Genomic DNA, 18,576 nt, shown 5'->3' with positions numbered 1-18,576 from the left:
TTATCAATCCAACGACAGGTTGAATTATTTTTTTTAACAAAAGTAAGATTTTACTTCTTTTTTTTGATTACTTTTGCAAAAATAATAATCGATTCAAGTATGAAAAGTATTAGTAAAAACCTTGAAAGCATTGCAGACAACATTGTCATCTTATTTGTTGTGGCGCTCTTCTTAATTGATTTTATACCACGCAGTGAAAGTGAAGATATTATTTACTCTCAGTTCTTCTATTTAGCAGGATTAAATTTCATCATTGCTTTATATATATCTTTTAAAGCGAAATTTATAAGTTCTGATATTATAACAACGTTTAAAAAATCATCTGTATTTTGGCTTTTTAGCACTTTTGTAATTTTATGTGGCTTGTCAATTATAACAGCAATCAACACAACGTTGGCAATAGAAAAATTGACAGAGCTTATAATTGCATTCTGTTTGTTAGTTAATTTTACGATGCTCTTAAAAAACAGACTTCATCTTATCCCTAAGATTATTTTAATTATATGTATAGTCGCATTTCTACAATCAGTTATCGAACTATACAATTTTAAAAGGAATTTTGATAAAGTCTCTATTTCCGTTGCTCTTTCAGATTTGGCCGTAAGAACAGGAAATATCAATATTTTGGCTGCGAGTTTAACCATAAAAATTCCATTTTTACTACTAGGTTTCACGCATTATCTAAGAAAAAAGAGAATCTTTTTATTTATTACCCTACTCCTTGTTACAACTACCATTCTTTTAACTGCTGCCAGAACTGCGATTCTGAGTACGATTTTAGTATATGTGCTTTTTATAGTTTATAATTTAAAAATCAATTCATTTAATAAAGCAACTCTTCTAAAAGTAGCAGGCTTAATTATTCCTGTTATAATTGCATTAGGAATAAGCAGTTCAATATTTAAAAAAACAGAAAATAGCCGATATGTTTCGGTAGCGGGAAGGCTTGAGCAGATTAATACTAGTGACGCCTCTGCAAATGCTCGTTTGGTTACCTGGCAAAATACCTTTGAGCTGGCTAAAACAAAACCTTTGACAGGTGTTGGTTTAGGCAATTATAAAATAGAATCTATTCCCTACGAAAAAGAGCAAAATGACAATTCAACTATTTCGCTTCATACGCACAATGATTTTCTTGAACTAATGGCAGAAACTGGTTTTGTAAATGGATTTATTTACATTGCCATGTTTATAATGATTGTTTTCATTAATGCAAAAAGATTTTTCAAATCTGAAGATAGAGAAATTCAGTCTCTCGCCATGCTAACCTTGATGGCTACTGTAGTTTACGGAATGGATGCGCTATTAAACTTCCCGATGTTTAGAGCTACGATGTTGATTTTTTTATGCATCATTATAATCTTTACTATAATTAATGTAGCCCCTACAAAGAACAGCGATGAGAAATTGATAAAAAATAACTTCTATTGGCTTTTTGCAATAGTAAGTGCTGGAACAATTTATTTTGCCTTTTTAGGATACAAAGCGTCTGGTTTAGAATATTTAATCAAAAAAGACGATGGCAATGGATATAAGAATGCTGTGCTTACAGGTGATGAAGTAATTAACAGTATTCCAAAATTCAAGAACACGCTTACAACAGCCGAATCTTTTTATGAATACGCGGCTATTTATTACTACAATGAAAATAAGATGGATCAGTCTTTAAAATACTTGACAAAAGCAGATAAGATAAACCCCTATTTTGGAAGAATTCTTTTTTATAAAATGCTTATTGCTAATAAAAAAGGCAATATAGACAGTGCTTTTGTTTACGGTAAACAAGCTTTTTATATGCGTCCGAGAAATATTAATTTTTATACGATGTCGCTTCAGTTTGCACGAGCAAAAAACGATACAACAGAGATTTTCAAAGAGCATCGTCTGTTTACAAAATACAGAAATATTCCGCAGGCGTGGGATCTGGCGGCCACCGAACTTAAAAATGCCAATTACGATAACAACAAACTTCTTAATTTTTTAGATAAAGGAATAAAGCAATTTCCTAATGATAGTACGCTTTTGGAGAAAAAAAGCAACATAATATCTGTGGAGTATATTGGTAAAGCTCAAGCTTTCTTAAATGCAAAGAACAAAGAAAAAGCATTAGAATTTTACAATAAAGCCCTTAAAGCTGATCCCAAAAATGCGGATATCATGCAGTATCTAGGCTTTTTTTATTATAACGCAGGAGATTATAAGCAATCTGCAAATTATTTCTTGAAGGCATTAGAGCTTAGAGAATTTAACAACGGAAGAACAGAATTTTTTATCGCAAACTGTTATCTCTATCTAAAAGATAAAGTAAATGCCTGCAAATATTATGAGATTTCCAACTCCAAAAACTTTCCGGACGCAAAGCAACAACTCATTCAAAACTGCAAATAGAACTTTGATTAATAAAAAGGGATCTGATAAGAAAGAAAATTCTTTATCAGATCCCTTTTTGCATTGATTTTTTAAACAATAATAGAGAGATTTAGAATATTTTTTAGTTAAAAATGCCTTATTTTTGTGCTTTCAATTAACTAAAAGAACTATGCAATCTATTCAAGCCAATAATTATTTCGTACATTTTAACCAAAATGCTTACGAAGCATTAAACAAACATTTAAGAGATACAAAATACTCTAAATTATTTATTATTGTAGATAATGATACAAATGAGTATTGCTTACCTAAGTTCTTGCCTTTACTTGAAACGGATTTAAATATCGAAATTATAGAATTTGAAGCTGGTGAAGCAAATAAAAATATAGAAACCTGTATTCAGATCTGGAACGTACTTACTGAACTTGGTGCCGACAGAAAATCGCTTGTGATTAATCTTGGTGGCGGTGTTGTTACAGATTTGGGAGGTTTTGTGGCTTCGACTTTCAAAAGAGGAATGGATTTTATCAATATACCTACTACCCTATTATCTATGGTTGACGCTTCTGTTGGAGGAAAAACCGGAGTTGATCTGGGAAATCTTAAAAATCAAATCGGAGTAATCAATGTTCCGCAAATGGTTTTGATCAATACACAATACCTGGAAACATTACCACAAAGCGAAATGAGATCGGGACTGGCAGAAATGCTAAAACACGGACTTATATATGATGCCGCTTATTGGAAACAGTTTTTAAATCTAAATGCAATTGATTATACCTTTTTGGATGAATTGATTTACCGTTCGGTCGAAATAAAGAACGAAATCGTAATTCAGGATCCAACAGAAAAGAATATTAGAAAAGCATTGAATTTCGGACATACCTTAGGACATGCCATAGAAGGATACTTTTTAGAAAGTGAAACCAAAACAACTTTGCTGCATGGTGAAGCGATTGCTATTGGAATGATTTTGGAAAGTTACATTTCATTGCATAAAAATTTAATATCTTCAGAAGAATATACAGAGATTAAAACGGCTATTAAAAGCATTTATGACGATGTAAAAATCGAAGAAAATGACATTGATCCGATACTTGAACTTCTTATTCACGACAAAAAAAATGAGTATGGTTTAATTCAGTTTGCCCTTATTGAAGGAATCGGGAAAATTAAAATTAACCAATCTGTTGAAAATAAATTGATTCTAGACGCGTTTCAGGATTATAAATCTTAAACTTTTTTTAATCAAAAGCATTGCTTTAGGTATATATTATTTTTTACATTTGCCACAATGAAAACAAACAATAAACAAAGACAATTTAGTTCTTATAGAAACCGTCTCAACAGTTCTTTACTTAGAATGTTGAACCGTTTTTATAATAGTAAAAGTCCGTTCTGTTTTGATGTTTTCCAATGCTCAAAAGCAGAACACGAAAAACTGCAAATTATATTTGCGAATATTAGAGTTTGAATTTTAGTTTTAGCGCCAAATCACTAAAAATAAAAATTACAAATAAAAATATTTAAATATAAATGAATACAAAATATTCTGATCTAATTAATCAAACATATTACTTTCCACAAGAGGAATTTAAACTTAATAAAGACAATCTTCAATTTCATAATATCGATTTAATGAAATTGGTTGAACAATATGGTACACCTTTAAAGTTTACTTATTTGCCCCAGATTTCTGAAAACATCAATAAGGCGAAATCCTGGTTCAGAAAATCAATGGAAAAAAACAAGTACGAAGCAAAATATTACTATTGCTATTGTACAAAAAGTTCTCATTTTGAATATATTATGAATGAGGCTTTCAAGAATAACATTCACATAGAAACATCATCAGCATTTGATGTTAATATTGTGGAGAATTTATTAGAAAATGGTAAAATCAACAAAAGTACTTATGTAATTTGTAATGGTTTTAAAAGAGATGAATACATTAATAATATTGCACGATTAATCAATAACGGACATAAAAATACTATTCCGATTATTGATAATTATGAAGAATTAGATTTACTTCAGTCAGAAATTAAAGGAAAATTCAAAATTGGAATCCGTATTGCTGCCGAAGAAGAGCCTAAATTTGAGTTTTATACTTCAAGATTAGGAATTGGATACAAAAACATAGTTTCGTTTTACAAAAAACAAATTCAGGAAAACGATAAATTAGAGCTTAAAATGCTTCACTTTTTTATCAATACCGGAATCAACGATACATCATACTATTGGAATGAGCTTGTAAAATGTATTAAAGTATACATTGCATTAAAAAAGGAATGCCCTACTCTTGATGGATTGAACATTGGAGGTGGTTTCCCAATTAAAAACTCACTTGCTTTTGAGTACGATTATCAATATATGATTGATGAAATTATCAATCAGATTAAAATAGCTTGTGATGAAGCAGAAGTAGATGTTCCGAACATTTTTACAGAATTTGGTTCATTTACAGTTGGAGAAAGCGGTGGCGCCATCTATCAGATTTTGTATCAAAAACAACAAAATGACAGAGAGAAATGGAATATGATCGATTCATCTTTTATTACCACTTTGCCAGATACATGGGCTATAAACAAACGTTTTATTATGCTGGCAATTAATCGCTGGAATGACACATACGAGTGGGTTTTATTAGGAGGACTTACTTGTGATAGTGACGACTATTACAATTCAGAACAAAATATGAATGCGATTTATTTGCCTAAATACAACAAAGAAAAGCCACTTTATATTGGTTTCTTTAATACTGGTGCGTATCAGGAAACTATTGGAGGTTACGGAGGTTTACACCACTGTTTGATTCCGCAGCCTAAACATATTCTAATTGACCGTGATGAAAATGGAATTTTAGCAACAGAAGTTTTCTCAGAACAACAAACTTCTGATGATGTGTTGAAGATTTTAGGTTACAAGAAAAAAATGTAAAAATAAAACTGCAAAATAAATGTTAATTTCTAGAAAAATTATTAATTTGCAGTATCAGTTAAAAAAGGTTAAAAGCTTTTAATTCAAAAAAAAATAAAAAAACAAAGGAAATGAAAGGACCAATCAGTCAGTTTATTGAAAAACATTATTTACACTTTAATTCTGCTTCGTTAGTAGATGCAGCCAAAGAATACGAACAACAATTAGCCAATGGCTCAAAAATGTTGGTAAGTATGGCTGGAGCGATGAGTACTGCAGAAATTGGTAAAATTTTTGCGGAAATAATTAGACAAGATAAAGTACAAATTATTTCATGTACTGGAGCCAATCTAGAAGAAGATATCATGAATTTAGTAGCGCACTCTCACTACGAGAGAGTTCCTAACTACCGTGATTTGACACCAGAAGACGAATGGGCTTTACTTGAAAGAGGACTAAACCGTGTTACAGATACTTGTATCCCTGAACATGAAGCATTTAGACGTTTACAAAAGCATATCTACAAAATCTGGAAAGATGCTGATGATAAAGGAGAAAGATATTTTCCACATGAATTCATGTACAAAATGTTATTATCCGGTGTTTTAGAAGAATACTACGAAATTGACTTAAAAGACAGCTGGATGTATGCCGCTGCCGAAAAAAATCTTCCAATTATTGTTCCTGGATGGGAAGACAGTACAATGGGAAATATTTTCGCATCATACGTAATTAAAGGAGAATTGAAAGCTTCTACAATGAAATCTGGTATTGAATATATGACTTTCCTTGCAGATTGGTATTCAAAAAACAGTCAAAACGGAATTGGTTTCTTCCAAATTGGTGGTGGTATTGCAGGAGATTTCCCTATCTGTGTTGTACCAATGTTATACCAGGATATGGAAATGCATGATGTTCCTTTCTGGAGTTATTTCTGCCAAATTTCAGATTCAACAACTAGTTACGGTTCATATTCAGGAGCTGTTCCAAACGAGAAAATCACTTGGGGTAAATTAGACATTAAAACCCCTAAATTTATTATAGAATCGGATGCTACAATTGTTGCACCGTTAATTTTTGCCTATTTATTAGATTTATAGTATATTTTTATGAAAAGAGTTATAGTAGACTACGCTAAATTGACCAACGAAATTTTAAATCTTTTGGTTGAGAAATTTCCTGATGGTTATGACGATTCGGATGTTATCCGTTTTAGAAACGCTAAAAACGAATTAGTAGAAGCTGTTGAAGTTCGTACTGAAGATACTATTTATTTAGTAAAAATTAGTACTAAGCTTGCTGACAGAATCGAAAATTATGATGAAGACGATGACATGGATCTTGATGTAGACACAATCGAACCAGTTAAAGGCCTTGATCTTGATGATGATGCAGATGACGACGATGATGATGACAATCAGGATAAACCGGACAGCGATGGTGGAGACGATGACGATGATGAAGACAAAGATGCAGATGATGTTGCCGACGAAGATGATGAAGACGATGAAGATTAATCATTCTTTTTAAATATAGAAAAGGAACTCAATTCGAGTTCCTTTTTTTATTTTACAGAAGTATTTAAAATTATAAGAATTTTACTATATTTATTGAATTCATTTTCTTCAGTAAACAATTAACTATATGACTTCAGAATTATTACATGCCAAGCTAAAAGAAAATTTCGGTTTCGAAAAATTCAGACCCAATCAGGAAACTATTATAACTACCATTTTCTCAGGTCAGGATACATTAGCAATTATGCCAACCGGAGGTGGTAAATCAATATGTTTTCAATTGCCAGCACTTTTGTTGCCTGGAATTACAATTGTTATATCCCCTTTGATTGCCTTGATGAAAGATCAGGTTGATAGTTTAAAAACCAACGGAATAGCAGCATGTTATATTAACAGTAGTCAGTCTGCAGAAGAGCAGCAATATTATATCGACAATTTAAAATCAAATAATTTCAAACTTGTTTATATTGCTCCCGAAAGTTTATCTTATTTAGACACTATTTTTAATCAATTAACAATCAGCTTGATTGCTATAGATGAGGCACATTGTATATCATCCTGGGGTCATGACTTTAGACCGGCTTACACCAATTTAGGATATTTAAAAAACCGCTTCCCTTCTACTCCGGTTCTCGCACTAACTGCAACTGCAGACAAAGCAACCCGTGTGGATATTGCGAATCAATTAAATTTAAAAAATCCGAAAATATTTGTCGCTTCATTTGATCGTAAAAATCTAAGTCTGGAAGTTCGTCCGGCTTTAGACCGTGTAAAACAAATTGTAGATTTTGTAGAAAATAAGCCTAATGAATCCGGGATAATTTATTGCTTAAGCAGAAAAACAACAGAGGAACTGGCAGAGAAATTAAGCAACAAAGGAATTTCGGCAAAAGCTTATCATGCAGGATTAGATAATAAAGTTCGTTCGAAAACACAGGATGAATTCATTAATGACGAATGTCAGGTTGTTTGTGCGACCATTGCTTTCGGAATGGGAATTGATAAATCGAATGTTCGTTGGGTAATTCATTACAATCTCCCAAAAAATATTGAAGGCTATTATCAGGAAATTGGTCGTGCCGGTCGGGATGGATTGCCTGCTGAAACTGTTTTGTTTGAAAGTTATGCCGATGTAATTCAATTGCAGAAATTTGCTTCTGAAGGATTGAACTCAGATGTGCAGCTTGCAAAATTGGATCGTATGAAACAATACGCTGATGCATTAAGCTGTAGAAGAAAAATTCTGTTGTCTTATTTTGGAGAACTAGTTACGGAAAATTGTGGCAACTGTGATATCTGTAATAATCCGCCAACATTTTTTGACGGAACAGTTTTAGCACAAAAAGCATTATCGGCAATTACCAGATTACAGGAATCTGAGCCTCTGGCAGTAATTGTAGATTTTTTGCGCGGCTCGAGAAACGCGTATATCTACGAAAAAAATTATCAAACGCTAAAAACGTACGGAATTGGCGCTGACATTTCGTGGTACGACTGGAATCAATATTTAATTCAGTTGATTAATCTTGGATACTGCGAAATTGCGTTTCATCAGCATAATAAAATTTTACTGACTCCTTTTGCTAAAAAAGTTCTCTTCGAGAACGAAAAAGTAAAACTGACAACAGTCGTTAAAAAAGTAATTGACAAAAATGAAATAAAACAAGAGAAAGCCAAAGCTACCAAAAATTCTCTTTTTGAAACGTTGCGAAAATTACGCTATGAAATTGCGCAGGAAGAAGAAGTTCCGGCTTATGTAATTTTTAGTGATGCATCATTAAGGCAGATGGAAATTTTGAGACCAATGACTGATGATGAGTTTTTAGCAGTTGAAGGTGTTGGTAAAGCAAAACTGGAAAAATACGGATCTGATTTTATAAATGCGATAACAGAATTTTACAGAAACAAATCTGTTGTTAAAAAGGAAAAAAAAGGCAGCACTTATAATAAAACTTTAGAATTATTTGAAAACGGAATTTCTGTAGAAGAAATTGCCGAAAGAAGAAATATTAGTCAGACAACTGTAATTTCGCATTTAGCCAAATTATATGTTGATGGACATAATTTAGATTTAAGTCAGTTTGTTTCTGATGATGAAATTATCAGAATTGAAAAAGCTCAAATTGAATTAGAAAAACCAAATGCCTTAAAACCGTATTTTGATTATTTCGAAGAAAAAATGTCTTACGATAAAATTAGATTTGGTTTGGCATTTATTGAGCGAAAATTTCAAATTAAGTAATTTTTTGTCATTTCGATTCCGAAGCTTCTGGAGAGAAATTGCACACGAAACTCGATATAGATTGGGGTTTTTAAAATAGATTACCTTTTTATCAAAACCACATATTTTATAAAAACTAACAAACCCGACAGGTTTTTAAAACTTGTCGGGTTTACTTATTCTATAAATTGAAAATCTTATAAATATCTTTCCTTAAAAACTTTTTGATGATGCTTTTGATGTCCGATAATTACAAAACCCAAAGCACGAACAGAAATTTGATTGTTTGAAGCCGTTCCAATTCGTTTAAGTTGTTCTTCAGATAAACTCTTGTAAAACAATAAATTTGAATGTCTTAACGCCGAAAGTTCAGTTAATAAATCCTGAATACTTCTTCCGTTTGAATTAGTGCTGTTTGCATAATCATCCTCTTCAAAACTTGGCAAAGGTGTTTTGTCATTTCTCGAAAAACGCAAAGCACGATAAGCAAAAATTCGTTCGCAATCTATGATATGCTGAATAATATCTTTAATTGTCCATTTTCCTTCAGCATAACGATAGTCAAATTTATCCATAGGGATATCCTGAACAAATCGGATAAAAGCATGAAGAGAAACTTCTAATTCTTCAATTAGATTTACATTTCCTGCTTCTTTAATATAATTTGCAAATCCGCCGGAATATTCATTTTCTGATAATTGATCTGAATTCATTTCTTTTATTTTTTAAGCTGAGTTTCTACTAGCGTTTGTATTTCCAAAAAGAGATCGGGTTACGATTTTTTCATAAACTTTAATCAAGTCTTCGTTTCCGGAATTATCTTTATTTAACTCATTAATTCTTAATAACGCATATTGTTGTATTGTTAACAATGGCAACACAATACGTTCTCTTATTTGTATCGATGCTATACCGTCAGGATAATTTTCCATTAAGGTTTTATGATCTGCAATTTTAAGTAAAAGACGTTTTGTTTCTGAAAACTCATCGTAGATAATTTGCCAGAATTCACCAAATTCAGGGTCATTTTTCATGTAAGCAGTTAATGGCAAAAATGATTTTGCCAAAGACATCATACTGTTTTCAAGCAAAGTTTTAAAGAATAATGAATTGTGGTATAAATCACTTACTTTATCCCATTGTCCGCTTTCTTCAAAATATCTTAAGGCAGAACCAACTCCAAAAAATCCTGGTACATTTTGTTTTAACTGACTCCATGATCCTACAAACGGAATCGCTCTTAAGTCTGCAAAATCAAGAGATTCTGATTTACTTCTTTTAGAAGGACGGCTTCCGATATTGGTTTTAGAATAATATTTAAGCGTACTCATTTTTTCCAGGTAAGGAATAAACTTTGGATGATTCTTAAAACTTAAATATTTCTCATATCCTAAATCGGCTAATTGGTTTAGAATTTGAGTTTCATCTGCAGAAAGCTCATTTTTCTCTTTTCCAAAAACCTGATTGGTAACACCGGCACTTAATAAGTTCTCAATATTATATCGGCAAGAATCCAGAGTTCCAAAATTAGAACTAATAGTTTGACCCTGCACTGTAATCTGAATCTCGTTATTTTCGATTTTTGGACCTAGCGAAGCGTAAAATTTATGCGTTTTTCCTCCTCCACGTGCTGGTGGTCCACCACGTCCGTCAAAGAAAATAGCTTTTATTCCGTACTTTCTTGAAATTTCAGTCAAACAAATTTTTGCCTGATAAATACTCCAGTTCGCCATTAAATATCCACCATCTTTGGTACCGTCAGAAAAGCCTAACATGATTGTTTGTTTGTTTCCTCTGGCCTGCAAATGTTTAGAATATTCCGGATTTGTATACAATTGCTCCATGATTTCATGTGCATTTTGTAAATCGTCAACCGATTCAAAAAGCGGAATAATATCTACTGATGGATTTTCCCATTCATTCAGACGAATCATGGCAAAAGTTTCCATTACATTTAATGCACTTTCGTTATTACTAATAATGTAACGATTTGCTCCTTCTTCACCATTATTTTCCTGAATGGTTTTAATTGCCTGAACAGATTCTAAAGTAGATCTTGTAATTTCGTTTTCAAAATCAGCAGGATTTAATTTTCCTTTTACTTTTGATAAAACAGCGATTTTTTCATTTTCAGTTAAATCGTAGTAATTCTGAGGAAAAACTGTTGAACCTGAATTCAGATAATAACTCACCACATCTTTGAATACTGCATTGTGAATTTTACTATTCTGACGAATATCTAAAGTTGCAAAGTGAAATCCGAATAAATTGATTTTTACTAAAAGTGCCTCCAACTCATCTAAATATAATGATTGATGTTTTTCGACAATTATAGTTCTAATCTTGTTTAACTGTGTTAATAATTCATCCAAAGTGATATAGATTTCACCTTTAGAATAAAAAACAGAACGATAAAGTTTATGTTCAAGTTCTGCTACCAAAGTATCTACATCTGCGAAAGTTAGCTTGCGTTTTAATTTTCTCATTTCAACGTAATAGCATTTCAAAATAGAAGTACGTAAACGTTCTGCAACTTTAAGCGTTATTTCGGTAGTAACAAAAGGATTTCCGTCACGGTCACCTCCTGGCCAGAAACCAAGTTTAATTAATTGATTCTGAATGGCATTTCCGTTAAGTATATTTTTTTGAAGATAATGTACAATTTCTCCAGATGTTTCGTAAAATACATTTTCAAGATACCAGATCAAACTTACCGCCTCGTCATAAGGATTTGGCTTTACATTTTGAATGAAAGGTGTTTTTCCTAATTGTGCAAGTAATTGTTTAATTTCTAATAAATTGTTTTGACGAATCGCTTCAGTCAAATCATTTATAATACCTAAAACCGGTCCTGGATAAAATTGTGTTGGGTGTGCCGTTAAAACTGTTCTAACGTTGAAATTTTCCAGAAACTCGCTCAGTTCGTCATCTTTTTCCTTTGCATCCGACTTTTCTTTGATATCACGCAAAGATCCACGTCCTTCCATATTATTAACTTCAGGAAAAGCAGCATCTTCGATTGCATCAAATAAAACAATTTGACGCTCTATATATTGAATAAATCGAAACATAAGATCGATTTTTTCTTTTTCAGAGGCATTATTCAGAAATTTATTTGAGAAAAAATCAAATATTTCTTTTGGTGTTTCTTGTTTTTTAAAACCCGTTTCGCAAGTTTCTGTAAATAATGGAAGTAATACTCCGGTATTATCAATAGAATCAAATGGTAATGTTATAAATACACTATTGTAAATGTGGTATTTAGAGAGAACGTCCTGATTGAAACGTTCAATTTTTGGTAACGTGTACATAATTGTGTTGTAGTTGGTTGGTTAATAGGTCATAAAAAAACCCCAAGAATAAACTTGAGGTTATATTTTATAATATAGCATTCAAGAAAATATTACATATTTTTAAAAATAGTATGCATCAAACGCTTCTTATCGTTTATACTTTCTTCTAATGAAATCATTGTTTCTGTTCTGTAAACACCTTCAATGTCATCAATCATAAAGATAACTTCTTTTGCGTGCTTAGTATCTTTTGCTCTGATTTTGCAAAAAATGTTGAACTTACCTGTTGTTACAGAAGCAACTGTAACGAAAGGAATTTGGTTGATTCTCTCTAAAACAAATTTTGTTTGAGACGTATTATTAAGGAATACACCCACATAAGCAATAAATGAATACCCTAATTTATCATAATCTAAGGCTAATGAAGATCCCATGATAATTCCGGCATCCTCCATCTTTTTTACTCTAACATGTACTGTTCCAGCAGATATCAATAGTTTTTTTGCAATGTCAGTAAACGGAACTCTCGTATTGTCTATTAACATATCTAAAATCTGGTGATCTACTTCATCTAAACGAAATTTACTCATAATTCTTTAATTAATATTACTAATTGCTATTACAAAGTATAAAAATATATATAAAAAACAACAAATTCACATAAAAATTAACTTTTTATCAATCCGTTAACAAATTTAACATTTTTATTTAAATAAAAATCTGCTTTTTGATTCACTTTTGGCAAATTACCGTAATCATCAGAATATTCCGCTTCTTTGGCATCATATTCAAAATGTCCGAAATAATTTTCTAATTCGCCCACTTCAACTATATAAGCGTTAAAGTGAATCTTATTTTCAATCAATTCTTCTTTGTATTGTGCGACAAAATTCGTAATAATTTCGATACCATCATAATTTATTTTGACATTTTTATACATAAAATCATAAAAAACGACTTTATTTTGTGAAATATTCAAATAATCTTGAATTCTATTATCAACTAAATCGTTTGCGGAAAGTAATTCGAAGCTTGTGAAAAGTGAGAAAAATAAGAACTTTCGGGTGATTTCGCGCTCGTAATCGCCTGCATAATGCCCTGCTTCAAATAATATTGTCGGAACTCCTAAAAATTGAAAAGTATCACCTATACAATTGATATTAAATGAATCATCAAATCGACCAATCTGACCTGGAATGTGTTTTTGCAATTCGTCATTGATTCCTGCAATCAGATTTATGGCTTTTAATCTGTTTTCATTTATCTCACGTTCTTCATTATAGGATGGAGCTAAAAACGATAAAGTAGCCGGTTTTCCAGTATCGCCTGCGCCAAAAATTGTTCTTTGATCATGTAGATTAAAACAATAATCAGGTTTTAATTTTTCAAAAACATTTCTTAGTACGTTACTTTCGGGCTGTGTCAGGTTTTGAGAATCTCTATTCAAGTCGACTTTGTTAGCGTTCTCACGAGTATAAAGTCTGGCTCCGTCAGGATTTAAGATTGGAATACATAAAAAAGTAAAAGTAGAAAGCATTTTTTCTGCAATTTCAGATTTACCATTTAAGACATTAATAAAGTCAAAAAGTGCTTTTGTGGTCGTGCTTTCGTTACCATGCATTTGCGACCATAAATAAATACGCGTTTTTCCTGTACCAATTTCGTAACTATATATAGGTTCTCCTAAAACTGATTTCCCAATAATCTGAACTTGATTGTTGGTATTTAATCTGTCTAATATTGGTTGAATATGATCTAAAGTTAAGTAACGACCAGCGATCGAATCTTCTTTGTATTGGCTAAATAATTCTTCTAAATTCATTATGTTTCGATTAGTTTACAAAAGTAAACATCTTTAGTTTTACAAATGTAAACAATTAAAATTAATGAAAATTTAGAAATGTAAACAGGATAAACAGGGAATTTCCTTCTCTTAATAATACATTGATTGACAAAAGTTAATTCTTAAATTTTAAATATTTAAATATCAGTATTTCAATGTTTTAAATGTATTAGTATAAAGCTTTACTTTGCTTTTATTTTAATTAATTGCTGGGTTTAGAACACTATAATTGCTTATTAAATTCATTTTAGTTACATTTGTAAACAATATAATTTTGAACTACAATTTACAATGGTAAACATCGATGATTTTGTAAAACGTCTTGAAAGTATTCTGGATTATTACGGTTTAAACGCTTCTTCTTTTGCCGATAAAATTGGCGTGCAAAGATCCAGCATGTCGCACCTACTCTCTGGCAGAAACAAACCAAGTCTTGATTTTGTAATGAAAATTTTAGATGTTTTTCCTGAAGTAGATTTGTACTGGATTTTAAATGGAAAGGGAAGTTTTCCAAAACAAGAAAATGAAAATGTAATATTGAACTCAGAAGGTTCTTCTTCTGAAATTAAAAATATACCCTACTCTACTCCTTTCACTGAAAATTTTGCAGGACAAGATTTATTCTCTCAAATAAATGAGGAACCTGAAAAACCTTCGATAAAAAAAACAGAACAGAATAAAAGCTCCAACTTAAACTCTGAAGAAGGAGAAATCGAAAAAATTATATTTTTCTATAAAGATGGAACTTTTAAAGTGTATACACCCTGATTTAGAATTTTGCCGTATTTGAAAAATTTTAAAAATATTTTTCGTTTAAGCGATTCTCACGAGATGTAAAAAAGATTGAAATTTTAGTACTGCAAACCATTTTCAGGGATTTTACCTTTTACACCTTTATAGTGCTCTTTTAAAACCTCGAAGTCTGCATCATAATTCCCTGTTGGATAAAATGGTTTTCCTAAATTAACTTCTTTCTTGCCCCAATCAAAAGCTACGGGAACAATGGGAACATTTGCTTTTAAGGCAATATAATAAAAACCGGTTTTTAATTCTTTAACTCCTTTTCGTGTTCCTTCTGGCGCAACTGCTAAACGGAAAACTTCTTTGCGATCAAAAATTGCCGCAATTGAATCTACTTTATTTAATCCGCCTGAACGATCCAGAGGTTCACCACCAACATTTTTAAAGTAATAATTAAAAGGAAAACGGAATAATTCTTTCTTACCAACCCAATTCATTTCTAAACCAGAAATTCCGCGGGTAAAAATACCAAGATAAAAATCATGATTACTAGTGTGTGGCATAACCATCAATACACACTTCTTTACTTCTGCATTTTCCAATCCTACTATCTTCCAGCCCATTAGCTTGAAAAAGATGAATTTGTATAATTGTTTCTTCATTTAAATTTGATATTTCATGCAAAATAAAAGATTTAAAATGGTATTTTTGAGTAAAAGCACTACAAAATGATTCAAAAACTCTTCAGTTATTTTATTCCAGTAAAAATATTCAAAAAAAAGTCCGCAAGAAGTAAAGTGATTGAAGTTACCTGGGCAAATGGAGAACTGGTTTTAGATTCTGAAAATACAAATTACTCCTACGGAAGTCTGCAGCGTATATTAAGGTATGGTCTTCGAAATATTGGTTATAAAAATATTATCGATATGAATCATATTTTGCTTTTAGGTGTAGCTGGCGGAAGTGTTATAAAAACCCTCGTTGATGAAATTGCTTATAAAGGAAAAATTACGGGAGTCGAAATAGATCCTGATATGATTGAAATCGCAAATAAGTATTTTGATTTAAATAAAATTCAGCAATTGGAAGTCGTTATAGATGACGCTTTTGAATTTGTTTTGAAAACCAAACACAAATACGATTTAATTATTATTGATATTTTTGAAGATATTAAAATGCCCAATTTTTTGTTTGAAAGCTTCTTCAGTGCACATATTTGCTCACTTTTAAGCAATAAGGGATTTGTTCTTTTTAATACCATGATTTTAGATGAAACACACAATATAAGAAATCGTAAGTACGTTTCAGAAATAAACACTAAATTGTTTGCCGCTAAAATGCTGCCCCGCATTGAAGTTCATAACGAATTAATAATTATTGAAAAAGTAGTCTAAACTTAACCTTTATGAAAACCCTTGCCTCTATTTTAAACGCCTTACCACCTACTAAAGTTATCGATTCAAGTATTGATTTTTCTAAATATATTCCATTAGATTTATCAGTCACCAACCAGGAATTGGTTAAAAGTAATCCTGAAAATGCAAAAGAATTTGAAGAATTTATTTCCAATTATTTAAAAAAGAACAATGCCGAAGTCGCTTTTGGCGGATATATAGAAGGACGGACTTTGTATAAAAGAAGTACCATTTTTAGAAATAACTCAGTTCCGGAACGCAACATTCATATTGGCCTGGATTTATGGACAAAAGCAGGAACATCTGTTCTAGCGCCACTTGACGGAAAAGTTCATAGTTTTAAAAACAACATTGGTTTAGGCGACTATGGGCCAACAATTATTCTGGAACATGAAATTGAAGAGGAAAGATTTTATACTTTATATGGACATTTATCGTTAGAAAGTATTGAAGATTTAGCGGTTGGTCAGTTTTTCAAAAAAGGAGAACAAATCGCTACGATGGGTCAAGCAGCTGTAAATGGCGATTATGCCCCTCATTTACATTTTCAGATCATACAAAACATTCAGGATTATGTCGGGGATTATCCTGGAGTATGCAATACAAGTGACCTTAATTTTTATATTGAAAACTGCCCCGACCCAAACTTATTATTAAAAATAACATAAATAGTTATGAAGAAAGCAGGATTGATTATATGTTTGTTACTCTTAATTGGATGTAAATCGAAAACAGTAAGCAGAGATACTGATGATTTGAAAATTAAGAAAGTAGATGTTTCTGATGTTAACTCAAATCAGCAAAAGAAAGCCTATGAATTAGGTAAACGCGTATTAGAAACCTGCAATACTTCTAAGTTTAAACCATTTAATGAAACCGAAGTAACAAAGTCGGTAATGGAAAATACTACAGAAGAAAGATTAACCAAGACCTGTCAACGTTTTAGACAGTATTACGGAAGTTTTATTGATTTGAAATTAGATGGAGTTTACAAAACCAAACAAGAAGTAATTTATCGTTACCATGCTTTATACAGTAAAAAGGTAGCCAACAAAGAACTTCGCATTTTTGTAGACGAAAACAATTTGATTTCTGCAATAAAATCAATGGATTGGGATGAAAAATTTGATTCAAAAATAAACGAATAAAAAAATCTGCTCTATGAATTTAAAATTATCACTACTTATTTTACTTTTAATTTCTACGTTTGCCAATGCTCAGGAAACCATGACAATCAAAGGCTCTCAGTCTTTTCATGCTACACAAAGCTATACTTTTATTTGCGAAAAGTATGTTTTAACAGGAGAAGCAAATGTTCAGATTGCCAAAACAGATAAAGGTGGTGTTTTAAAATTGACCATAGCAACATCAGATGATAAAGCCAAAATTGCAGGAGGTCTATATGTAGATTTAGCAAACGGAGATGTAATTCCGTGTGTAGATAAAAATGTAAAAGAATCTGCAGACGGAAAAACTACAGCGTATTATTACTTCACTCCGGCAGAAATGAATAAATTAAAAAAGAATGATATCTATGCGATCAGGTTTATCATTGCAGGAAATACAAGTGCTTTTGGCAATCAAACCGGATATTTTACGGCAGTAAACAAAATGAACTATTTTTCAACGGCATACGATAAATCTAAAAAAAGTTTTGATACAGCAAAAGAAATAAGTGTACTATAAAGAAATATTTTAAACTAATAAGTCTTATATTTATGGTTAAATCTATTTTTAATGAACGCAAACGAAACTTTAATCGCCAAATTCTATACCGCTTTTGCAAACGCTGATGCCAAAACAATGAGCGAATGTTACCATCCAAAAGTCCATTTTATTGATCCCGCTTTTGGTTTATTAAAAGAAGATCAGGTATCTAAAATGTGGGAAATGCTTCTTTTAAAAAGTAAAGGAAATTTAAAAATCGAATTTTCAGATATCAAAGCAGATGAATTTTCAGGATCTGCACAATGGATCGCAACTTACAATTTTTCTAAAACCAATAGAAAAGTAATCAATAAAATCAGAGCCGAATTTATTTTTCAGGATGGATTGATCATCAAGCATACAGATAATTTTGATGTCTGGAAATGGTCAAAACAAGCCTTTGGGCCAACAGGTTATTTATTGGGATGGACAGGATTCTTTCAGAAAAAAATCCAGGAACAAGCGTTGTTGTCCCTTAATAAATTTCAGGAATCCAAGTAAGATTCCTGAAATTAACAGAATCTATTCTGTCATTTGCGAGTTGCAAATA

General features: G+C 31.5%; 17 protein-coding genes. 12 read left to right on the top strand and 5 right to left on the bottom strand.

Annotated features, from left to right (window positions below; all coding sequences use genetic code 11):
• Positions 1-99 precede the first annotated feature (99 nt).
• The 6 genes from KHA98_RS07775 (at position 100) to recQ (ending at position 9,048) form a co-directional block, all read left to right on the top strand.
• The gene (locus KHA98_RS07775; protein ID WP_213256960.1) at positions 100-2,388 is read left to right on the top strand and encodes an O-antigen ligase family protein; all 2,289 of its coding nucleotides are present in this window, start codon (positions 100-102) and stop codon (positions 2,386-2,388) included.
• A gap of 151 nt (positions 2,389-2,539) precedes the next feature.
• On the top strand, positions 2,540-3,607 hold the full coding sequence (gene aroB / locus KHA98_RS07770; RefSeq protein ID WP_213256959.1) for a 3-dehydroquinate synthase: 1,068 nt from the start codon (positions 2,540-2,542) through the stop codon (positions 3,605-3,607).
• 299 nt (positions 3,608-3,906) lie between these two features.
• The gene (locus tag KHA98_RS07765) at positions 3,907-5,310 is read left to right on the top strand and encodes a type III PLP-dependent enzyme domain-containing protein (protein WP_213256958.1); all 1,404 of its coding nucleotides are present in this window, start codon (positions 3,907-3,909) and stop codon (positions 5,308-5,310) included.
• Between the two features lie 110 nt (positions 5,311-5,420).
• The gene (locus tag KHA98_RS07760) at positions 5,421-6,389 is read left to right on the top strand and encodes a deoxyhypusine synthase family protein (RefSeq protein ID WP_056209248.1); all 969 of its coding nucleotides are present in this window, start codon (positions 5,421-5,423) and stop codon (positions 6,387-6,389) included.
• A 9-nt stretch (positions 6,390-6,398) separates the two neighbouring features.
• Positions 6,399-6,806, top strand: a complete 408-nt coding sequence (locus tag KHA98_RS07755; protein WP_213256957.1) for a DNA primase — start codon at positions 6,399-6,401, stop codon at positions 6,804-6,806.
• 127 nt (positions 6,807-6,933) lie between these two features.
• A complete protein-coding gene (gene recQ / locus KHA98_RS07750) occupies positions 6,934-9,048 on the top strand; it encodes a DNA helicase RecQ (RefSeq protein WP_213256956.1) in 2,115 nt (704 codons plus the stop codon).
• A 176-nt stretch (positions 9,049-9,224) separates the two neighbouring features.
• Here the strand turns inward: recQ and KHA98_RS07745 are convergent, their stop codons facing one another.
• The 4 genes from KHA98_RS07745 to KHA98_RS07730 form a co-directional block, all read right to left on the bottom strand.
• On the bottom strand, positions 9,225-9,740 hold the full coding sequence (locus KHA98_RS07745; protein WP_213256954.1) for a DinB family protein: 516 nt from the start codon (positions 9,738-9,740) through the stop codon (positions 9,225-9,227).
• A 12-nt stretch (positions 9,741-9,752) separates the two neighbouring features.
• Positions 9,753-12,338, bottom strand: coding sequence for a phosphoenolpyruvate carboxylase (locus KHA98_RS07740; protein WP_213256952.1), 2,586 nt, complete (start codon positions 12,336-12,338; stop codon positions 9,753-9,755).
• 92 nt (positions 12,339-12,430) lie between these two features.
• On the bottom strand, positions 12,431-12,910 hold the full coding sequence (locus tag KHA98_RS07735) for an Lrp/AsnC family transcriptional regulator (RefSeq protein ID WP_007805990.1): 480 nt from the start codon (positions 12,908-12,910) through the stop codon (positions 12,431-12,433).
• 77 nt (positions 12,911-12,987) lie between these two features.
• Positions 12,988-14,142: a M14 family metallopeptidase gene (locus KHA98_RS07730; RefSeq protein WP_213256950.1), complete on the bottom strand. Its 1,155-nt coding sequence runs from the start codon at positions 14,140-14,142 to the stop codon at positions 12,988-12,990.
• A 312-nt stretch (positions 14,143-14,454) separates the two neighbouring features.
• Between KHA98_RS07730 and KHA98_RS07725 the strand changes: the two genes are divergently transcribed.
• Complete coding sequence (locus KHA98_RS07725; protein ID WP_213256948.1) at positions 14,455-14,931, top strand: helix-turn-helix domain-containing protein; 477 nt, start codon at positions 14,455-14,457, stop codon at positions 14,929-14,931.
• 83 nt (positions 14,932-15,014) lie between these two features.
• Here the strand turns inward: KHA98_RS07725 and KHA98_RS07720 are convergent, their stop codons facing one another.
• The gene (locus tag KHA98_RS07720; RefSeq protein WP_213256946.1) at positions 15,015-15,566 is read right to left on the bottom strand and encodes a 1-acyl-sn-glycerol-3-phosphate acyltransferase; all 552 of its coding nucleotides are present in this window, start codon (positions 15,564-15,566) and stop codon (positions 15,015-15,017) included.
• A gap of 66 nt (positions 15,567-15,632) precedes the next feature.
• Here KHA98_RS07720 and KHA98_RS07715 point away from each other — a divergent pair, with 66 nt between their 5' ends.
• From KHA98_RS07715 to KHA98_RS07695, 5 genes are read left to right on the top strand one after another with little or no spacing between them, the layout of a single operon-like run.
• Entirely contained in the window at positions 15,633-16,298 is a 666-nt protein-coding gene (locus tag KHA98_RS07715; RefSeq protein ID WP_213256943.1) for a spermidine synthase, read from the top strand.
• A gap of 11 nt (positions 16,299-16,309) precedes the next feature.
• On the top strand, positions 16,310-16,987 hold the full coding sequence (locus KHA98_RS07710; RefSeq protein ID WP_213256941.1) for a peptidoglycan DD-metalloendopeptidase family protein: 678 nt from the start codon (positions 16,310-16,312) through the stop codon (positions 16,985-16,987).
• A gap of 6 nt (positions 16,988-16,993) precedes the next feature.
• On the top strand, positions 16,994-17,467 hold the full coding sequence (locus KHA98_RS07705) for a hypothetical protein (protein WP_213256939.1): 474 nt from the start codon (positions 16,994-16,996) through the stop codon (positions 17,465-17,467).
• A gap of 13 nt (positions 17,468-17,480) precedes the next feature.
• The gene (locus KHA98_RS07700) at positions 17,481-18,005 is read left to right on the top strand and encodes a hypothetical protein (protein ID WP_213256937.1); all 525 of its coding nucleotides are present in this window, start codon (positions 17,481-17,483) and stop codon (positions 18,003-18,005) included.
• A 51-nt stretch (positions 18,006-18,056) separates the two neighbouring features.
• Positions 18,057-18,527: a nuclear transport factor 2 family protein gene (locus KHA98_RS07695; protein ID WP_213256935.1), complete on the top strand. Its 471-nt coding sequence runs from the start codon at positions 18,057-18,059 to the stop codon at positions 18,525-18,527.
• Positions 18,528-18,576: the final 49 nt, after the last annotated feature.

The sequence above is a fragment of the Flavobacterium branchiicola genome, assembly GCF_018383905.1.
GTDB classification, from domain to species: domain Bacteria; phylum Bacteroidota; class Bacteroidia; order Flavobacteriales; family Flavobacteriaceae; genus Flavobacterium; species Flavobacterium branchiicola.
This window is presented reverse-complemented; position numbering and strand designations above follow the sequence as displayed.

Coding starts and splice junctions, on each gene's coding strand:
- KHA98_RS07775 (WP_213256960.1), top strand. CDS start 100: ATGAAAAGTATTAGTAAAAACCTTGAAAGCATTGCAGACAACATTGTC.
- aroB (WP_213256959.1), top strand. CDS start 2,540: ATGCAATCTATTCAAGCCAATAATTATTTCGTACATTTTAACCAAAAT.
- KHA98_RS07765 (WP_213256958.1), top strand. CDS start 3,907: ATGAATACAAAATATTCTGATCTAATTAATCAAACATATTACTTTCCA.
- KHA98_RS07760 (WP_056209248.1), top strand. CDS start 5,421: ATGAAAGGACCAATCAGTCAGTTTATTGAAAAACATTATTTACACTTT.
- KHA98_RS07755 (WP_213256957.1), top strand. CDS start 6,399: ATGAAAAGAGTTATAGTAGACTACGCTAAATTGACCAACGAAATTTTA.
- recQ (WP_213256956.1), top strand. CDS start 6,934: ATGACTTCAGAATTATTACATGCCAAGCTAAAAGAAAATTTCGGTTTC.
- KHA98_RS07745 (WP_213256954.1), bottom strand. CDS start 9,740: ATGAATTCAGATCAATTATCAGAAAATGAATATTCCGGCGGATTTGCA.
- KHA98_RS07740 (WP_213256952.1), bottom strand. CDS start 12,338: ATGTACACGTTACCAAAAATTGAACGTTTCAATCAGGACGTTCTCTCT.
- KHA98_RS07735 (WP_007805990.1), bottom strand. CDS start 12,910: ATGAGTAAATTTCGTTTAGATGAAGTAGATCACCAGATTTTAGATATG.
- KHA98_RS07730 (WP_213256950.1), bottom strand. CDS start 14,142: ATGAATTTAGAAGAATTATTTAGCCAATACAAAGAAGATTCGATCGCT.
- KHA98_RS07725 (WP_213256948.1), top strand. CDS start 14,455: ATGGTAAACATCGATGATTTTGTAAAACGTCTTGAAAGTATTCTGGAT.
- KHA98_RS07720 (WP_213256946.1), bottom strand. CDS start 15,566: ATGAAGAAACAATTATACAAATTCATCTTTTTCAAGCTAATGGGCTGG.
- KHA98_RS07715 (WP_213256943.1), top strand. CDS start 15,633: ATGATTCAAAAACTCTTCAGTTATTTTATTCCAGTAAAAATATTCAAA.
- KHA98_RS07710 (WP_213256941.1), top strand. CDS start 16,310: ATGAAAACCCTTGCCTCTATTTTAAACGCCTTACCACCTACTAAAGTT.
- KHA98_RS07705 (WP_213256939.1), top strand. CDS start 16,994: ATGAAGAAAGCAGGATTGATTATATGTTTGTTACTCTTAATTGGATGT.
- KHA98_RS07700 (WP_213256937.1), top strand. CDS start 17,481: ATGAATTTAAAATTATCACTACTTATTTTACTTTTAATTTCTACGTTT.
- KHA98_RS07695 (WP_213256935.1), top strand. CDS start 18,057: ATGAACGCAAACGAAACTTTAATCGCCAAATTCTATACCGCTTTTGCA.